The 17,073-nt window shown below is 44.9% G+C and carries 16 protein-coding genes; 6 read left to right on the top strand and 10 right to left on the bottom strand.

The window, feature by feature from the left end:
• Window positions 1-3: 3 nt before the first annotated feature.
• From AAA938_RS14985 to AAA938_RS14975, 3 genes are read right to left on the bottom strand one after another with little or no spacing between them, the layout of a single operon-like run.
• Window positions 4-1,218 carry a PP2C family protein-serine/threonine phosphatase gene (locus AAA938_RS14985; RefSeq protein WP_338229558.1) on the bottom strand — a complete coding sequence of 405 codons (1,215 nt, stop codon included), beginning with the start codon at window positions 1,216-1,218 and terminating at the stop codon, window positions 4-6.
• A 2-nt stretch (window positions 1,219-1,220) separates the two neighbouring features.
• Entirely contained in the window at window positions 1,221-1,472 is a 252-nt protein-coding gene (locus AAA938_RS14980) for a hypothetical protein (RefSeq protein ID WP_338229556.1), read from the bottom strand.
• A gap of 32 nt (window positions 1,473-1,504) precedes the next feature.
• Window positions 1,505-2,611: a glycosyltransferase gene (locus AAA938_RS14975; RefSeq protein ID WP_338229555.1), complete on the bottom strand. Its 1,107-nt coding sequence runs from the start codon at window positions 2,609-2,611 to the stop codon at window positions 1,505-1,507.
• A gap of 18 nt (window positions 2,612-2,629) precedes the next feature.
• Between AAA938_RS14975 and ruvC the strand changes: the two genes are divergently transcribed.
• The gene (gene ruvC / locus AAA938_RS14970) at window positions 2,630-3,205 is read left to right on the top strand and encodes a crossover junction endodeoxyribonuclease RuvC (RefSeq protein WP_338229554.1); all 576 of its coding nucleotides are present in this window, start codon (window positions 2,630-2,632) and stop codon (window positions 3,203-3,205) included.
• Window positions 3,206-3,252: 47 nt separating this feature from the next.
• On the opposite strand, the gene AAA938_RS14965 is transcribed toward ruvC, so the two are convergent.
• The gene (locus tag AAA938_RS14965) at window positions 3,253-3,798 is read right to left on the bottom strand and encodes a porin family protein (protein WP_338229553.1); all 546 of its coding nucleotides are present in this window, start codon (window positions 3,796-3,798) and stop codon (window positions 3,253-3,255) included.
• Window positions 3,799-3,876: 78 nt separating this feature from the next.
• Here AAA938_RS14965 and AAA938_RS14960 point away from each other — a divergent pair, with 78 nt between their 5' ends.
• The 3 genes from AAA938_RS14960 to AAA938_RS14950 all read left to right on the top strand — a co-directional run bounded on the left by AAA938_RS14960 (window position 3,877) and on the right by AAA938_RS14950 (window position 6,950).
• A complete protein-coding gene (locus tag AAA938_RS14960; RefSeq protein WP_338229552.1) occupies window positions 3,877-4,440 on the top strand; it encodes a Crp/Fnr family transcriptional regulator in 564 nt (187 codons plus the stop codon).
• 71 nt (window positions 4,441-4,511) lie between these two features.
• The gene (locus tag AAA938_RS14955) at window positions 4,512-5,810 is read left to right on the top strand and encodes a parallel beta-helix domain-containing protein (protein WP_338229551.1); all 1,299 of its coding nucleotides are present in this window, start codon (window positions 4,512-4,514) and stop codon (window positions 5,808-5,810) included.
• Between the two features lie 24 nt (window positions 5,811-5,834).
• On the top strand, window positions 5,835-6,950 hold the full coding sequence (locus AAA938_RS14950; protein WP_338229550.1) for an SO2930 family diheme c-type cytochrome: 1,116 nt from the start codon (window positions 5,835-5,837) through the stop codon (window positions 6,948-6,950).
• Here the strand turns inward: AAA938_RS14950 and AAA938_RS14945 are convergent, their stop codons facing one another.
• The 6 genes from AAA938_RS14945 to AAA938_RS14920 all read right to left on the bottom strand — a co-directional run bounded on the left by AAA938_RS14945 (window position 6,951) and on the right by AAA938_RS14920 (window position 13,576).
• On the bottom strand, window positions 6,951-8,021 hold the full coding sequence (locus AAA938_RS14945) for an alanine racemase (protein WP_338229549.1): 1,071 nt from the start codon (window positions 8,019-8,021) through the stop codon (window positions 6,951-6,953).
• 4 nt (window positions 8,022-8,025) lie between these two features.
• The gene (locus tag AAA938_RS14940) at window positions 8,026-8,469 is read right to left on the bottom strand and encodes a GNAT family N-acetyltransferase (RefSeq protein WP_338229548.1); all 444 of its coding nucleotides are present in this window, start codon (window positions 8,467-8,469) and stop codon (window positions 8,026-8,028) included.
• The gene (locus tag AAA938_RS14935) at window positions 8,466-9,899 is read right to left on the bottom strand and encodes a sodium:solute symporter family protein (protein ID WP_338229547.1); all 1,434 of its coding nucleotides are present in this window, start codon (window positions 9,897-9,899) and stop codon (window positions 8,466-8,468) included. The genes AAA938_RS14940 and AAA938_RS14935 overlap by 4 nt, the downstream gene beginning before the upstream one ends.
• A gap of 269 nt (window positions 9,900-10,168) precedes the next feature.
• Window positions 10,169-10,918, bottom strand: coding sequence for a succinate dehydrogenase/fumarate reductase iron-sulfur subunit (locus AAA938_RS14930; RefSeq protein WP_338229546.1), 750 nt, complete (start codon window positions 10,916-10,918; stop codon window positions 10,169-10,171).
• Window positions 10,919-10,947: 29 nt separating this feature from the next.
• Window positions 10,948-12,882, bottom strand: coding sequence for a fumarate reductase/succinate dehydrogenase flavoprotein subunit (locus tag AAA938_RS14925; protein ID WP_338229544.1), 1,935 nt, complete (start codon window positions 12,880-12,882; stop codon window positions 10,948-10,950).
• A gap of 13 nt (window positions 12,883-12,895) precedes the next feature.
• Complete coding sequence (locus AAA938_RS14920) at window positions 12,896-13,576, bottom strand: succinate dehydrogenase cytochrome b subunit (RefSeq protein ID WP_338229543.1); 681 nt, start codon at window positions 13,574-13,576, stop codon at window positions 12,896-12,898.
• Window positions 13,577-13,893: 317 nt separating this feature from the next.
• Here AAA938_RS14920 and AAA938_RS14915 point away from each other — a divergent pair, with 317 nt between their 5' ends.
• Both AAA938_RS14915 and AAA938_RS14910 read left to right on the top strand, forming a co-directional pair.
• Window positions 13,894-16,671 carry a T9SS type B sorting domain-containing protein gene (locus tag AAA938_RS14915; RefSeq protein ID WP_338229542.1) on the top strand — a complete coding sequence of 926 codons (2,778 nt, stop codon included), beginning with the start codon at window positions 13,894-13,896 and terminating at the stop codon, window positions 16,669-16,671.
• Window positions 16,668-17,072: a thiol-disulfide oxidoreductase DCC family protein gene (locus tag AAA938_RS14910; protein ID WP_338229541.1), complete on the top strand. Its 405-nt coding sequence runs from the start codon at window positions 16,668-16,670 to the stop codon at window positions 17,070-17,072. The genes AAA938_RS14915 and AAA938_RS14910 overlap by 4 nt, the downstream gene beginning before the upstream one ends.
• Window position 17,073: the final 1 nt, after the last annotated feature.

Here is a 17,073-nt window from a genome sequence, read left to right as displayed (position 1 = left end):
GGACTAAGAAAACCTTAAGCTCATAAATGTCAGATCATCCCGAAGGGGAATCGGGCCCTTGAAGTCCTCAATTTCCTGGAAAAACTCCAAATGGAAACGTTCAGGATCCATGCACATATGGGAAGAAACGAATTTTTGCAGTCGTTCTTCCCCAAATTCCTCACCATTCGCATTGAGTGTCTCCGTGAGTCCATCGGTGTAGAGATGAATGGTAAAGCAGTCCAAATTCTGTCTCTCGCCGGTCTCCAAAAACGGAAGCTGCTCAAAAGCTCCCAAGATGGTCGTCCCTGCTTCGAGCAGTTCAGTTTTCCCTCCTTTTTCCCAACAAAGGATAGGAGGATTATGCCCGGCATTGACATAGCGAAGTCTTTTTTTCCCAAAATCATATTCCCCCAGGAAAAAAGTGATAAACCGCTCCCCTTTGGTGTTTTCAAACAGGGTATAATTCAGCTGATGCAATATCACCTCCAGACTCGCGTCACTACGGAGAAGAGTCCGAAGCGCTGCCTGGAAATTGGACATCAGTAGCGCAGCAGCGATCCCTTTGCCGGAAACATCTGCCACACAGAAGTAGACTTTTTCTTTGGATTTTCTGATCAAATCGTAATAATCCCCTCCCACCATGCTATGAGGAAAGTAGGTCACTTTGGCCTTGAGCTCTTGGGTATTGGGCAAATCGGAAGGGAAAAGCATCTGCTGAACCTGAGAAGCAATAGCCACTTCCCTGTTGAGTACTTCCTGCTGAATTTGTCTTCTTGCAAATCGCTTGTTCTCCAAAGCTACCACCAGAATATTGGTGATGGCCTGAGTGAAATCCAAATCGAGCTCTACCTCATCTGACTTCCTTTTCAAAAAAAGCAAGGCAAGTAATTTTTCCTTATGATAGACCGGCAGATAGGTCTCAAGCTCCGAGAAAGAAAATTCTCCAGACAGGTCAAGTCTGAGTTCTCCACTTTCCTTGTGATCGATTACCTGACTGGAAAGTAAAACTGCAGGAATCTTGCCTTTGACGCCATGGGCGATTTTCTTTTCAAACTCCCCTTCCTTGGCCACATAGAGAATCATCGCTTTGATCTCCAAATGAACCAAGCAGGTGAATTTGAAAATATTCAGCAGAACACTTTCCGGCTGATTTTCATTGATCGCCTGAGTGATTTCCAGGAGCGCTTTGAGCTCCAGTTCCTTCCGCTGGTATTTGTTGTAGGCTTGCCCTTCCAAAATCAAAGTGCGTTATGGGCCATCAGACCCTTTTTTGTGGCTAAATAAAAGAGGTTTTTACCTTCAAGAGAGATATTTACCTGATCAAAACGTTCGTCATCCGGTCCGACCAAGCATTTGATCAGCCCGCTGGAATACAGGGATTGGAGGGTCTCGAGAAGCTGCGAGTCTTCCCAGCCCAAAGCGTCTTTCAGGTAGGAAAAATGCTGAACAAAGTACAACTCGTCCAAAAGATCAAATTCAGCGTCCGTCATTGTTGGTGGTTTGAATCCAAAAATAAGCAAAATCAGTTGGACCTGCCTTTCCATTCAAATTTTCCCCAGATCGATCCGATGCTCACCCCGATTACATAAAATGGGTGAAAGAGCGAAGTCAAAGCCCAATACCTGCCGGGAATTCTTCCCAGGGTTCGAAAGACCTTTTCCAATGCCCATCTCTCGGAGGCAAGCTTTCCTGCCCAGACTCCAAGAAAAAGCCAAATCCCCCAAGATCCTGCGATGGGGAGAATGAAACTAAACAACCAAATCCATTGGGATAAGGCGGCCAAAACCGCGGTGAAGCCGTGAAATACTGATCCATGCTCTTTCCATTTACTGGCCCAGCGAATACGTTGATTAATCAGAGCGTACCAAGAAGCCTGAGGGAGGGTAAAGACCAGAGCTTCTTTTATTGGCAGGTAAACGCAGGCCTCAGGACCAAACTCTTTGCTTATCTTTTTCAACAAAAATTCATCATCTCCAGAAAGCAGGTGCTGATTTCCCGTATAGCCTCCCACTCTGGCAAAGGCAGATTTTCTGAAGGCAAGATTTGCACCACTGCACATAAGGGGCTTTCTGGATTGAAAAGAAAATTGGGTGACCAGTAGAATACTTGCCCAATCCATCTGCTGAAACACCTCCGGGAAAATTCTTGGGTCAGCTTTCGTCAGTACTGGACCAGCGACAAGCTGAACTTGGGGATCCAGAAATGGGGCTGCCATCTCTTTTGCCCAGCCTTCGGTAAAAAAACAATCCGTATCAGTCGTTAGGATGATCTCTCCCTTGGCCTGTTGAATACCATAATCCAAGGCAGCTTTTTTTCCTATTCCGGGACTTTGGTGGATTCGGATCTTGGAGTTGGATTTGGCTTTTTCGGAAAAAAGAGAGAAGGAAGCATCTTCGCTTTGATCGTCTACCAATAGAATTTCCGTGATTTCAGGAGCGACTATCCTAAGTTCCGCCAGTAGAGTTTCTACCTTTTCAGCTTCATTCCGGAAGGGGATAATCAAGCTGATACTTGGCAAATCAGCGGGTTCCTTCAAGGAAGCTTTCTTTTCAGCAGGCCACTTTTTGACCAGGAGAAAGAGTAAAAGGAAATAGCCGAAAATCCAAAGGAGATAAAAATAGACCATCATTTAAGCTAACTTGCAGGGGTGAGTAAAGAAGTAGAAAAACCGCTGAAAGAAAAAATCATTTTGGGAATTGACCCGGGCACCACCGTGATGGGCTACGGGCTTATTCTCACGGAAGGCAAGAAATACAAAATCCTGCAATACGGGGTCATTCACTTGAAAAAGTATGCTACCCACGAACTCAAGCTGAAAAAGATTTTTGAACGGATCACGGGAATCATCGAGGAATTTGCCCCGGATTCGGTGGCTTTGGAAGCTCCATTTTATGGGGCCAATGTGCAATCCATGCTCAAGCTGGGTCGTGCCCAAGGAGTAGCCATGGCGGCCGCCCTTTCCAAGGAAATCCCAATCACCGAATACTCTCCCAAAAAAGTCAAGCAATCCGTCACAGGAAATGGAAATGCTTCCAAAGAACAGGTGGCTGCCATGCTTCAGACCCTTTTGGGCATCGCTGAATTGCCCAAATTGCTGGACGCCACAGATGCTCTAGCCGTGGCGCTTTGTCATCATTTCCATGAGGGAAGGGTACAAACCCGGGGAAGAAATGCCGGTTGGAAATCGTTTTTGGAAGAAAATCCGGATCGGATAAAAAAATAAATCCCGGCCTAGGTGGGCCGGGATTTTAGAGTTTATTGGCTTTTGGCTCAAAAAGAATAGCCTAAAGAGACTTTGAAGGCCTGATTTTTCACTGAAGTATTGAAATAATTTAAGGATCGAAGGCCGAAATCATAACTTGCCTGAAGGTTGAAATTAAAGGGCAAAACTACCTGAGCTCCAGCCACCCCGGCCAAATCATAGCCCGTCAATACTTCCAAGCTTGTGGACGTCTCATCTCCTAATTGGTAATTTCTAGAAGCAAGGAAAGAAATCTGTGGCCCCAAAAACACATTGAGGGCCGGGATAAGACTCATTCGGAAAAGAACAGGAATCTCCACATAATTAAGCTGCTCGTCGATAGCCCTTCCCTGATCGTCGGTTCCGGTATATCCCTTTTGAGAAAAAAACAGCCCGGGCTCTACCTTCAAAAAGTTTTCGCCAAACCCGTAATACACACCGGCATGAAATCCAGATCGTGGATCGAAGTTGGTGTCTGAGAAATTAGAGGAGGTAAATCCAGCTCTAAGTCCAAACTGCGCATGAGCCGATCCAACTAAACCTACTACAAACAATAACAGCAAAACCTTTTTCATAACCCTATAAATTTTTAAATTCCTCAAAACTAACGCTTGAAATCTGAAATATGATTTCAAATTGAAATTTTTAAGTTCATGGAAAACATTTTAAGAACCTTGGAGAATTTCCCCGAACTGGGCCAAGAAGCCAAGGCCGCTTTCGAAGAAAAGCTCCAATGGATTGACCTAGAGCGAGGAACACTTGTAGAGAAGTCAGAAACGATCTGTGACTATTTGTATTTTGTCACTGCTGGCTCGCTGAGAAGCTATTACCATAAGGACAATAAAGACGTCACGGTTTCCTTCACTCTTCCGGGCGAATTTACCACCTCCATGTATTCTTTCATCTCCCGAAACCCATCCTATGAATCCATTGAAGCGATGGAACCGACTCGTCTGGCAAGAATTCACCACGACGACTTGATCGGTCTTTTTGATAGTCATCACAGCTTGGAGCGTGTCTATCGCCTGCTTCTAGAGCAATATTACATCTCACTCGAAGAGCAGTTGGTCTTTGCCAAATTTAAATCTGCAAGGGAAAGGTATCTTGAATTGATGGAGAATCGACCCAAAGTCATCCAAAAAGCATCTGTCGGACAGATCGCCTCCTACTTGGACATGAGCATAGAGACCCTATCACGAATCCGTGCCAAAATCTGATTTTTTGATTTTTCTCAAACAAGAAAACCTATGGATCGAAGTACTTTTGAAGTCTTTATCCCCACGCACAAATGAAAACTCTAAAAGCACTATCCCTCTTTCTTCTTTCGGGGCTCATTCTCATGGGCTGCGACTCCTCCACTTATGAGCAGACTTTTGACACTTCTAAAATCCGAAGAGCAAGTCTGGAAGAAACGGAAGCCATTGTGGAAGCCTTTATCCTCGCTGAAGATTCTTCGACCATTATCATTCCGGAAGGGTTCTACAACCTGAACACCCAATTGATTCTGGACAATAAGACCGGAGTCAAAATCAAAGGTGCGGGAATGGACAAGACAGTGCTTTCCTTCCGCAACCTGCAAACAGGCGGAGAAGGAGTGAAAATCGTAGGAAATCAAATCTCCATCGAAGACCTAACCATTGAGGATGCACCAGGAGATGGAATCAAATCCCAACATTCGGACGGGATTACATTCCGCCGGCTAAATGTCACCTGGACCAACGGAGACAAATCAAAAAACGGAACCTACGCCATCTATCCTGTGCAGTGTAAAAATGTGATGATTGACGAGTGCATCGCCTCTCACTCCAAAGACGCAGGAATCTACGTGGGTCAATCCGAAAATATCGTGGTGAAAAATTCCCTGGCTTTTGGAAATGTAGCCGGTATAGAGATCGAAAATTCAGACAATGCGGAGGTTTTCGGAAATACGGCAAGAAATAATTCCGGTGGTATTTTGGTTTTTAACCTCCCCGGACTGCCCAAATCAGATGGCAAAGGCACAAAAATCTACGATAACGACATCATCGACAACAATCACAAAAATTTTGCAACCCCAATCGGTGACGGTCCAAACGGCAATACCGTGACCATGATCCCTCCCGGCAGCGGAATCGTGCTTTTGGCTGCAAAAGAAGTAGAAATCTACAACAACCGAATCCATAACAACAAAACCTCGGGGGTATCCATCGCCAGCTATCAGGTTACTGGATTTCCGGCTGAGGCACCCAACTGGTCACCCTATACTATGGATATCTATGTGCATGACAACGAGTACAAAAGAAAAAAACTTTCTACTCCTGACCTGACCCGTGAATTGGGTCAAATGGTCAGCATTTACAATGCACATGGCAAGGGAAAAACTCAGGATATCATCTATGATGGGATTTGGGACGAAAGCATCAGCCCCAACATTGAGAGTAACCCGATGAGAATATGCCTTCAGGAGAAAAATTGGGAGGATTTGCACTTTACCCGGTTCTACCTCATGGACGGAGAGGATAATATCACTTCTTACAAGGATCACGAGCTCTTCCAGAACTGCCAGGTAAAAGTAAAAACAGATATCTCCGGACTAGCGGGACTATAATTTTGAGAATTAATCCGAATGAAGATGAGGTGTAGCAGTAGAAAAAAATGGGTTTTGGGATTGATTTTGGGCATTGCATTTTCCTGTCAGGAAAAAGCAGAAAATACCAATCAGGAAACTTCCCAAGCCAAGTCCGGTGAAAGAGCTTTGGCACCGGAAGAAGCAGATGGCAATTATCCCTATCGGAGACTGTCTACCTATGGCTTTTTCGAAGGGAAAATGAATGAGCTGGAGCCGGCATCCAACCTTACTCTGTATAAGCCTGCCTCTTCTTTGTTTACCGACTATGCGTGGAAAAGCCGCTTTGTCTATTTCCCTGATGGAAGTCAAGCGGAGATCATCGGAGAAGAAATGGAACTACCCGTTGGCTCCATTCTGATCAAAAACTTCTACTATCCCAATGATTTCAGAAAACCTGAGGAGGGTAAGCGGATCATCGAAACTCGTCTGATGATCCATGAAGAAGGAGGCTGGCAAGCTTATCCTTACCTATGGAATGAAGAGCAAACCGATGCCGTTCTCAAAGTAGTCGGGGCTCAGTTGGAGGTGAGGTTTACCGATGCATCTGGCAAGGATCAGATCATCAATTACTTGGTTCCCAACAAGAATCAGTGCAAAAGCTGCCACAACAAGGATGAAAAACTGGCCCCCATCGGAATACAGCCCAAGCATTTGAATCACGAGTTGGATTATGGAAGCTTCAAATCCAACCAGTTGGCTTATTGGGCAGAAAAGGGGAATTTGAAAGGCTTTGAAGGAGCAGATACTCATCCAAGTGTGATCGACTACGAAGACAAAACCCAAGCCTTGGATGACCGGGCTATGGCTTATCTGGATATCAATTGTTCCCACTGCCATCGAGCAGAGGGACCTGCGAGCACATCCGGCCTTTTTCTTACTTATGACCAAAAAGACCCTTTGAAACTGGGAGTGAATAAGACTCCTGTGGCTGCAGGCAAGGGAGCGGGAAGCTTTCGTTTCGATATCCAACCTGGCAAAGCAGACGAATCTATCTTGACTTACCGTATGAACTCTACAGAAGTCGGAGTAGCCATGCCGGAGATCGGACGAACTACCGTTCATGAAGAAGGAGTGGAGCTCATCCGTCAGTGGATCAATAGCATGCCTGAAAGCAAATAATCAGATGACTGCCTTTTCGATGTAGCGGGAATTCATCAAGCCCAAAACACCAAGGTATTTCAGTCTAAACTTAATCGAATCCCCGACCTTCAGCTGTTGGGGATTTTTATTTAGGTTGAGAATCATCATATCTGAGCTTGCTCCCAACACTTCTATTTCCTGGTCTTCCGGCTCCAAGTATTTGGGATCGATATCCAATATTCCCAAATCCAAAATAGCTCTGAAGGAGGATTTTCCTAGGTTTTCTTCTTCAATCTCTGCCACTTGCCCTTGAGGATTGGCTGCGAGATTTCCGATCGGCACCAATGGCTTCTCCTGAAGTTCTATGATTTGAGCCTGCAGCTCAAAAACATCCCCATGCATGCCATCGATGACTTTTTCTTCGACCAAATCCACTCCAAAATAAAGCGTCTCTCCTACCCGAAAATGATTGACCCCGGCAGGAAGTTGATGGGAAAGCATCAAAGGGATGGTTACTGAAGTTCCGGCAGAAACCCAGGGAATAGATTTCCCGAATTTCAATTCAATAATCTGTTTGTAAAGAGAAAGTTGAATCAGCTTATCAGTACTCGGCATCACACCATTGAGACAGTTTAGGTTTGTCCCCAGACCAATCACCTCAATATTGGGGAGCTCAAAAACACGGGCATAAAAATCAACCAAGTCCTGTCCCATCACTCCTTCACGCAGGTCTCCAGTCTCCACCATGATGATGATTTTGTGAAGTTTTTCCTGCTTGACAGCTTCTTCACTGATGAGGCGGATGGTTTCCAGCTCACTATTGAGACTCACATCAGCAAATTCCACCATCTGTGCCACATTTTTCTTGGCCACGGGTTTGATATAGACCGTTTGAATATCTCTTTTGAGCCTTTTGACCATAGCCAAGTTGGAAATCCGGGAATCATGAATTTCTTCTATTCCCAAGTCTATCAGCTCTTGAAGGAATCGCTTATGCCCACAAAGGAGCTTGGACACGACTCCCCAACTGACCTTTTTTTGCTCAAAAAGGTCTTTGAGAAAACGGTAATTTTCCTGAAGCTTCTTCCTGTTTAAAGTAAGAACAGCCATTTTTTTATTTCTTGGTTAGTCTCATTTCGAGGTACTTATTGGTAAAGCCCAAACGCTCATAAAGTTTCCTTGCAGGGTTATCGGGCTCCACATGCAGGGCAATAGCTCCATTGGCCATCGTGATAGCTAAATCCATCATTTTGCCTCCTATACCCATGCCTCGCTGACTTTGATCTACAGCAATATAGACCAGGATATTTTCTGGAATATACCCGGACATTCCTGTCTTATTCATCACCGTAGCTCCGACTATTTTCCCTTTTTCTCTTGCCAGAATTACAAAACCACCGGCATGAAGACCAGGGTCCAAAGCATAATCCAAACACTTCATAATGTCTTCCTTGGGATCTCCGTATTTTCCCAAATGATGGAAAAGGAAGTCCGCAATCTCATTTTTCTCCAGAAAGGTGGCATTGTTTATCGCCGAAAGGGATTCTAATTTGATCATATCGTTGTTGTTTTATTTTCTTTTCTTCTAAAATTATAAACCAGCAGATAACTCACTGCTGAGCCTGCTATTCCAAAGAGATTGGCATCCAATCCAAGGGGAAGATCCGCTTCCAACAAGGTAAGTCCTGCGGTAACACTTCCGCCAATAATCATCGAGAAGATTGCTGCGGTAGGATTTCTTATATCCAAAAACAAACCTGCTACAACAGGAACCAAAAGTCCTGAAACCATAAATGCATAGGAATAGAGCATCAAGCTCAGGACTTCAGTCATCTGCCAAGCAATCAGCACAGCAATGATCCCGATGACCAAGGTAAGCAGCTGACTGATTCGCACTTCCTGATGCATGGGTCGGCCTTTCAGCTGATTGGAAAGAAGATCGGTGGTCAGATTACCCGAAGCAGCCATTAGGCAGGAATCAGCCGTAGATAGTACTGCAGAGAAATAAGCGGACATCATCAGACCAAGGATTCCAACAGGAAGAATCTGACTGAGTAAAACCGGCAGACCCATTTCTGGGTCCATCGCGGTGGTAAAGCCTTCCAAGGCTCCCTGCTCAACAGCCACTCTGGACAAAAGCCCGAGACTGACTCCCAAAAAAGCCATGATCGGCCATTCAAACAGGCCGGCGATAAACCAGGCCTTTTTGGCTGATTTCTCATCCCGAGCTGCAAAAATCCGCTGATACAGCGTCATTCCCACAAACCAAATCGGGATAATAGTCACTCCCCAATTCACCAAATCCTGCCATGCCAGATTACAGAGGGAGAAAAACTCCTGCGGGAGAGTTTGAGTGATGCCTTCCCAGCCTCCCACGTAGGAATAGGCTACAGGAATCCCGATCAACATCAGGCCCAACATCAAAATGATCCATTGGACTGTGTCGGTATAAATTACTGCCTTCAATCCTCCCAATACGGTATAAACCACGGCGATCACCCCCATGATTAAGAGTGCAGTGTGCAAGTCTAGAGATTCAAAAGTTCCCGAGGCAAGCTTTGCCCCGGCTAAAAGCTGGGAAGAAGTGAAGCCTAAATACCCTATAAAGCAAATAAGGGCAGCAATCTTTGCGGCCTTTTGATTAAAAAGATAACCGATGATCTGGGGAAAAGTAAAAAATCGCGCAAAAGAAGGATTGGATTTGACTTTGGGAATCAAAAGAACTGCAGCAAGCCATGCCCCAAGAAGGCCTGTAAAAAGCATCCATGAACCGGAAATACCCATGGCAAAACCGAGTCCACCCAGGCCAATGGAAAAACCTCCGCCTACATCAGTAGCTACTACCGAAAGCCCAATATGTAGACTTCCAATTGATCTTCCCCCTACATAATAATCCTCCTGGCTGGAATTCTTTTTCATGAAATATACTCCCACGCCCAGCATGGCTAGCATGTAGGCCAAAAAGATCCCCAGATCCAGTAAATGCATTATTATCTAACTTGTGTAACAAAAGAAATTTAAAATATAATTTTTCAAAGTTAGTGAAAAAGTGGTAAAAGGCCAATTTTATTTGGTTTTTTAAGCTAATTCAATTTATTAAGTCAAATTTACCCTTGAAATAATACTATTTTTAAACTTAATTTGAACCGCATTAGCAATCATCTTCCGGGATTATTTTAATCAAAGGGTAATCGAATGAGGTCAAAAAAAAACCGGAGCCTACTCCGGTTTCATTGAATCAAAATTATCAAGTCCCATTACACAGATTCACTGCTGACGACAGCACTGAAGTATTCTCTGTTCATTCTAGCAATGTTGGTAATTGAAATGCCTTTTGGACATTCTGCCTCACAGGCACCGGTGTTGGTACAAGCACCGAACCCTTCGGCATCCATCTGCGCAACCATCTTTTCTGCTCTCGTCTTTCTTTCTACCTGTCCCTGAGGCAAAAGTGCCAATTGGGAGATCTTAGCAGAGGTGAAGAGCATGGCTGAGGCGTTTTTACAAGCTGCTACACAGGCACCGCATCCGATACACTGTGCCGCATCCATCGCCAAATCTGCTACGGTCTTTGGAACTGGGATTTCATTGGCATCAGGAACCCCTCCTGTATTTACAGACACGTATCCTCCCGCTTGGATGATTCGGTCAAAGGCAGAGCGATCTACCACCAAATCTTTGACTACAGGGAAGGCTTTGGCTCTCCAAGGCTCAATGGTGATGGTCTCTCCGTCATTGAAGGAGCGCATATGCAGCTGGCAAGTGGTGGTTTGCAAAGGACCATGCGGCTTACCATTGATATATAAGGAGCACATACCACAGATACCTTCTCGGCAATCGTGATCAAAATGAACCGGGTCTTCACCCTTTTCAGTCAATTGATCATTCAGCACATCCAACATCTCCAAGAAAGACATGTCTTTTGAAATCCCATCAACAGGGTAAGTCGCAAAACCTCCCTTGTCTGAGTTATTCTTCTGTCTCCAAATTTTTAATGTCAATTTCATATTTCTAGCTATGAATTATTGTCAAACGATTATTTATAACTACGCTGGGTCAACTTCACATTTTCAAACTCAAGCGGTTCTTTGTAGAGCTCCTCTTGAGTACCCTCTCCAACATATTTCCAAGCGGCCACGTAGGCGAAGTTTTCATCGTCACGAAGTGCTTCCCCTTCTGGTGTTTGGTATTCTTCACGGAAGTGTCCACCGCAAGACTCTTCTCTGTTGAGCGCGTCATCCACCATCAATTCTCCCAATTCCAAGAAATCAGCTACTCGATGGGCTTTTTCGAGAGATTGGTTCAATTCCTCATTGGTACCCAAGACTTTGACATCCTTCCAAAAATCAGCTTTCAGGGCCTGAATTTCAGCTTTAGCCTTTTTCAAGCCTTCAGCAGTTCTTGCCATACCACACTCATTCCACATGATCTTGCCCAATTTCTTATGGAAGTAATCCACAGTCTTGGATCCATTGATGGAAAGAATGGTCTTGATTCGATTTTGAACCTCTTCTTTAGCCTTGGCAAATTCAGGATGGTTTTCATCCACTTTCTTAGGCGGTACTTGAGCCAAATAGTCTCCTACAGTGTAAGGAATCACGAAATATCCATCCGCCAATCCCTGCATCAGTGCAGACGCTCCTAGTCGGTTAGCACCATGGTCTGAGAAGTTGGCTTCTCCCAAAGCATACAAGCCAGGAACGGTAGTCATCAAGTTGTAATCCACCCACAGACCTCCCATGGTGTAGTGAACCGCAGGATAAATCATCATGGGCACTTGATATGGATCCTCTCCGGTGATTTGCTTGTACATATCGAAAAGGTTGCCGTACTTCTGCTCGATGATATTTCTTCCATCTCGCTTGATCGCATCACGGAAGTCCAAGAAAACAGCCTCGCCGGTTTCATTCACTCCACGGCCCTCGTCGCAGACATATTTCGCATTTCTGGAAGCAACATCTCGAGGAACAAGGTTACCGAAGGAAGGATATTTTCTTTCCAAGAAGTAATCTCTGTCTTCCTCCTTGATATCGTTGGCCTTGATTTGGCCTTTTCTGAGTTTTTCAGCCGTTTCTTTAGTCGCCGGCACCCATACTCGTCCGTCATTTCTGAGAGATTCGGACATCAATGTCAACTTGGACTGATGATCACCTGAAACAGGAATACAGGTAGGGTGAATCTGGGTAAAGCAAGGGTTCGCAAAGTAAGCACCGCGCTTGTGAGCTCTCCAAGCCGCCGTTACATTGGAACCCATTGCATTGGTTGATAGGAAGAAGACGTTACCATATCCGCCGGTGCAAAGCAAAACTGCATGAGCAGCATGGGTCTCTACGGCTCCGGTGATTAGGTTTCGTGTTACAATTCCTCTGGCATGGCCATCAATGACGACCACATCCATCATTTCTGTTCTTGGATAAAGCTTTACTTTTCCATTCGCTACCTGACGGCTAAGCGCTGAATAAGCTCCCAAAAGCAATTGCTGTCCGGTTTGGCCCCGTGCGTAAAAAGTCCGGGATACCTGAGCCCCACCGAAAGATCTGTTGGCCAAGAGTCCACCGTATTCACGGGCAAAAGGAACACCTTGTGCCACACATTGGTCGATGATTTTGACAGACACTTCTGCAAGTCGGTAGACATTGGCTTCTCTTGCCCGATAGTCACCCCCCTTGATCGTGTCATAGAATAATCTGAATACAGAGTCACCGTCGTTTTGGTAGTTCTTAGCAGCGTTGATTCCACCCTGAGCTGCAATAGAGTGCGCTCTTCTCGGGCTGTCCTGGAAACAAAAGGCCTTGACATTGTATCCCAACTCCGCTAATGAGGCCGCGGCAGATGCTCCTGCCAAGCCCGTTCCCACTACGATGACATCGTATTTTCTTTTGTTTGCCGGATTGACCAGCTTGCTGTTGAACTTATGCTTAGTCCACTTTTCTGCCAATGGACCAGCAGGTATTTTGGAATCTAGTATCATACGGGACTATGGATTAACTAGTAAAGTAAATATATAAAGGCATGCTGGCGAAAAGGATAGGAACTACTATGCAGTAGAACTGTCCCACCGCCTTGATAGCAGGTGAATACTTTTTATGATTCAGACCCAAAGTCTGAAATGCAGATGCAAAGCCGTGAGAAAGGTGGAATGCCAAAAATCCCATGGAAATCACGTAAAGAGCCACCAGCCACTCTTGCTTGAAGGCTTCACTTACGATGAGGAAAAGATTTTTATATTCCTCTCCTTCGATTGTTACCATGGGCATTTCGCCCCAGTGCATTTTGGCCCAAAATCCTTGCAAATGCACCACAAGGAATACCAAAATGATAGTACCCAAAATACCCATATTTCTGGAAGACCAGGTACTGCTTGTAGCAGCTTTGGACTCAGCATAGCCCACCGGCCTGGCTGATTTGTTGTGTCTGGTCAGGAAAATGGAGTAAATGACGTGACCAATAATGGAGATGTATGTCAGATAAGAGAGGATTTTGACTGCCGGATTGGTCGTCATAAACTTGGCATATATATTAAATGCCTCTCCACCGTCATTTTTAAACAAAAGCAAGTTGCCGGACACGTGACCTGTCAAAAACAGGATCAAAAACAACCCGGTCAAGGCCATGATTAACTTTCTACCTAAGGTACTGCTCAAGGTTTTTGTAACCCAACTCATACAAGTGATGCGATTAGTTTAGAACGAATTTCTTTTGCATTAATTTGAGGCCAAATTTAAACGGGAGCGGACTAGCAAACAATGCAATCGAGTTCCATGCGCTTATTTTAATTGTTTCTAAATAATAATATTCCTAAGCTTTTTCCCCTTCATTCGTTATTATGCCAACAGCCTGTTTATTTTTATTGTTTGAAAAACCCCGGAAATTCTCCTTTCTCCTTGTCAATCTGAAAGAAAAGAAAAATAACTCCGCTAGATGAAGTAACTTTTACTGCTGTAGCGGCGTTTTTCACAAACAAAGACCAAAGCAAACCCTCATGAAGCTTAAATTTTCGCTCTTTACATTTTTCATTGCACTGCTTGGGATGATCCATGAGTCTTTTGCCACCCACATCCGGGCTGGTGAGATCATTGCAGAGCGGATTTCAGTTCAAACCCTCACCTATAGAATCACGGTAGTGGGCTACACCGATACCAGATCGAGTGTGGTCTTTGGCCCTGGTACGATCAACTTTGGAGACGGAAGAGAAGAACAGCTAAATACCGAGGCGGATTTTTCGTTGGTGAGAGATTTAGGAGATCAGATTGAGGAAAACATATTTGTCATCACGCATACTTTTCAAGGTCCAGGGAGATACAAAATCCGCTTTCAGGAATTTAACAGAAATGATTTGACCCTGAACATGGATAATTCGGTGGATACTCCTTTTTATGTGGAAACCGAAATCAACATTGATCCTTTCATCGGAGTAAATAATTCCCCAGTCCTCACCATTCCCCCTGTAGACAATGGAGCGGTAAACGTACGCTATATCCATAATCCGGGTGCTTACGATCCGGATGGAGACAGTCTCTCTTATGCGATAGATGTCCCCAAGCAGGCTTTTCAACGAGAAGTGAATAACTATCGAGACCCAAATGTGGCTGAATTCAGCACCAGCCAAGAATCTGGAGCAACTCCGGCATTGTTTGGGATTGACCCTGTTTTTGGGGATTTAATTTGGGACGCTCCCGGAACTGCGGGACAGTTCAATGTGGCCTTTCGAATAATTGAATGGAGAAAAATCAACGGAAGATTTGAGCAGATCGGCTATGTGGTGCGTGATATGCAGATCATCATCGAAAACTCCAACAACCGAAGACCTGAGCTCATTTTGCCTCCTGATCTTTGCGTCGAAGCAGGTACCCTTATCGAGGAAATTATTCAGGGACAAGACCCTGACGGGGATCCGATCAAAATCGAAGTTTTTGGAGAACCCATTGAAATCACTACTTCTCCAGCTACCTATACCCCTGAAAATGCTTTCCAGCCTCAGCCGGGCATAGTCAATTTCAATTGGCAAACGGTCTGCAGCCACGTCAGAGAAAGAGAATACGATGTACGTGTGCGAATCACCGACCAACCTCGGTCTGGACCCAAGCTGGTAGATATCAAAACCTGGAGAATCAAAGTAATCGGTCCTCCACCCGTTTGGGATCAAATCGAACAAATGCCAGGAAGAACTGCGGAGCTTTCCTGGGACCCTTATGGCTGTGCTTCTACGGCACAGGAAATGCAAATCTGGAGAAGAATCAATTCAGATCCCTATCAGCCTGATTCCTGTGAGACTGGCATCCGTCCCGGATATGAACTTGTAGGAATCACTGACATGAACACCTTCAGCTTCAAAGATCTGAATGGTGGGGAGGGTCTGGCTCCTGGTAATACCTATTGCTATCGACTGGTAGCAGCTTTCCCTGAACCTAGAGCTGGTTTAAGTATAGTGTCGGAGGAAATCTGTCTTACTATTGATGTGGATGTCCCAATCATCACCAATGTGAGTGTGGAAGAAACGGATTTAGCGGAAGGGGAGATTTTCGTCAAGTGGACGCCTCCTTATGACATTGATGTAACTCAATTCCCGGGCCCTTACACCTACGAGCTTCTGAGAAGTGAAGGTTTTGAAGGCAACCAAAACCGAGTAAGTCTCGGCATCACTTCAGACACCTTGTTTACCGATACCGGACTGAATACCGAAAACCTTGTTTACAACTACAAGGTCGTTTTGCTGGATCAAAACATTAAAATTGACACCTCCTCCTCTGCTTCTTCTGTACGCTTGGAGCCAACAATTATCAATGAAGCCATAGAACTGAATTGGACTTTCCAAGTTCCATGGAATAATCAGGTCGCTCAATTTCCGCATGAGGTATGGAGAAACAGAACCGATCCTGAAGCCTCAGATGATCTGACTTTCGAAAAAATAGCCGAAGTGGACGTGACTACTCAAGGCTTTACTTTCTTGGATGACGGCAGCTTCAATGGAGTACCACTAAACAGAGACACGGAATATTGCTATTTCGTAGTGACCAAAGGCTCTTATAATGTGGACCGAATCACTTATCCTTTAGAAAACAAGTCGCAAATCATCTGTGCAAAACCGGATGACGACAGGTTGCCCTGCCCTCCTGTCCTGACTTTTGAAGGACCCGAATGCTCTGCCTATGTTGCCGAACAACCTTGCAATTCCAATACCTTCGAGCATGAACTGAGTTGGGAACCGGATTTCTCAGGAAATTGTGATGACGAACTCAGTGGATATCGCTTGTATTTTACTCCGGACGGAGAAGAAGGTGTTTTCAATTTGGTAGGAGAATATTCCAATTTGACTCTGGATGCTACCCTGACCAACCTTCCTAACTATCGAGGATGCTACTACATCACTGCGGTAGATCGATCTGGCAATGAAAGCGAGCCAAGCAATGTAGTCTGTGTGGACAATTGTCCGGTCTACAATTTGCCCAATGCCTTTACTCCAAATGGAGATGGAAACAACGATACCTTCATTGCCTTCGACAATCCATTCTCTGCCTGTCCGAGATTTGTGACAGGTGTTGAAATCTTTATTGTGAACCGGTGGGGCACGGAAGTATTCCGTTATAATAGCCTGGAAAACAACGAAAATGATATTTTCATTCGCTGGGATGGAAGAGATTCCAATGGAAACGATCTTCCGGCAGGCACCTATTTCTATTCAGGAAAAGTCTTCTTTGATGTCCTAGATCCAAGCCTAAGAGACCGAGAATTGAAAGGCACCATTCAAATCCTGAGATGATCCCGGGCAAGTCAGTCATTCTTTTTGACGGAGTCTGTAATCTTTGCAATACCTCAATCGATTTTATCTTAAAAAGAGATAAACATAACCGATTCTTGGTTGGGGCATTGCAAAGTGAAGCAGGCAAAAGCCTCCTGAAAAAACTTCAAATCAAAGGAGACTATTTGGATTCCTTGGTTTTGATAGAAGGGGAAAAAGCCTACTTCCGGAGTACCGGCGCCCTCAAGATTGCCAGACACCTTTCCGGGCTTTGGCCCTTGCTTTATCCTTTGATTTTTATTCCTGCCTTTCTCCGGGATCCGATTTATGATTGGATCGGAAAGAACCGATACCGGTGGTTTGGTAAAAAAAGTACTTGCAGACTTCCTACACCCGAAGAAAAAGCCAAATTCATCAGTTGAA

The sequence above is a fragment of the Algoriphagus taiwanensis genome (assembly GCF_036245645.1).
Lineage (GTDB): Bacteria > Bacteroidota > Bacteroidia > Cytophagales > Cyclobacteriaceae > Algoriphagus > Algoriphagus taiwanensis.
The sequence above is the reverse complement of the archived record's forward strand: the minus strand, read 5'-3'. Positions and strand labels throughout refer to the sequence as shown.

Excerpts from the sequence above, each read along its gene's own strand:
- AAA938_RS14980 (WP_338229556.1), bottom strand. The coding sequence starts at position 1,472 with ATGACGGACGCTGAATTTGATCTTTTGGACGAGTTGTACTTTGTTCAG.
- AAA938_RS14935 (WP_338229547.1), bottom strand. The coding sequence starts at position 9,899 with ATGCATTTACTGGATCTGGGGATCTTTTTGGCCTACATGCTAGCCATG.
- AAA938_RS14930 (WP_338229546.1), bottom strand. The coding sequence starts at position 10,918 with ATGAAATTGACATTAAAAATTTGGAGACAGAAGAATAACTCAGACAAG.
- AAA938_RS14975 (WP_338229555.1), bottom strand. The coding sequence starts at position 2,611 with ATGATGGTCTATTTTTATCTCCTTTGGATTTTCGGCTATTTCCTTTTA.
- AAA938_RS14925 (WP_338229544.1), bottom strand. The coding sequence starts at position 12,882 with ATGATACTAGATTCCAAAATACCTGCTGGTCCATTGGCAGAAAAGTGG.
- AAA938_RS14910 (WP_338229541.1), top strand. The coding sequence starts at position 16,668 with ATGATCCCGGGCAAGTCAGTCATTCTTTTTGACGGAGTCTGTAATCTT.
- AAA938_RS14920 (WP_338229543.1), bottom strand. The coding sequence starts at position 13,576 with ATGAGTTGGGTTACAAAAACCTTGAGCAGTACCTTAGGTAGAAAGTTA.
- AAA938_RS14950 (WP_338229550.1), top strand. The coding sequence starts at position 5,835 with ATGAGGTGTAGCAGTAGAAAAAAATGGGTTTTGGGATTGATTTTGGGC.
- AAA938_RS14915 (WP_338229542.1), top strand. The coding sequence starts at position 13,894 with ATGAAGCTTAAATTTTCGCTCTTTACATTTTTCATTGCACTGCTTGGG.
- AAA938_RS14955 (WP_338229551.1), top strand. The coding sequence starts at position 4,512 with ATGAAAACTCTAAAAGCACTATCCCTCTTTCTTCTTTCGGGGCTCATT.
- AAA938_RS14945 (WP_338229549.1), bottom strand. The coding sequence starts at position 8,021 with ATGGCTGTTCTTACTTTAAACAGGAAGAAGCTTCAGGAAAATTACCGT.
- AAA938_RS14965 (WP_338229553.1), bottom strand. The coding sequence starts at position 3,798 with ATGAAAAAGGTTTTGCTGTTATTGTTTGTAGTAGGTTTAGTTGGATCG.
- AAA938_RS14960 (WP_338229552.1), top strand. The coding sequence starts at position 3,877 with ATGGAAAACATTTTAAGAACCTTGGAGAATTTCCCCGAACTGGGCCAA.
- AAA938_RS14940 (WP_338229548.1), bottom strand. The coding sequence starts at position 8,469 with ATGATCAAATTAGAATCCCTTTCGGCGATAAACAATGCCACCTTTCTG.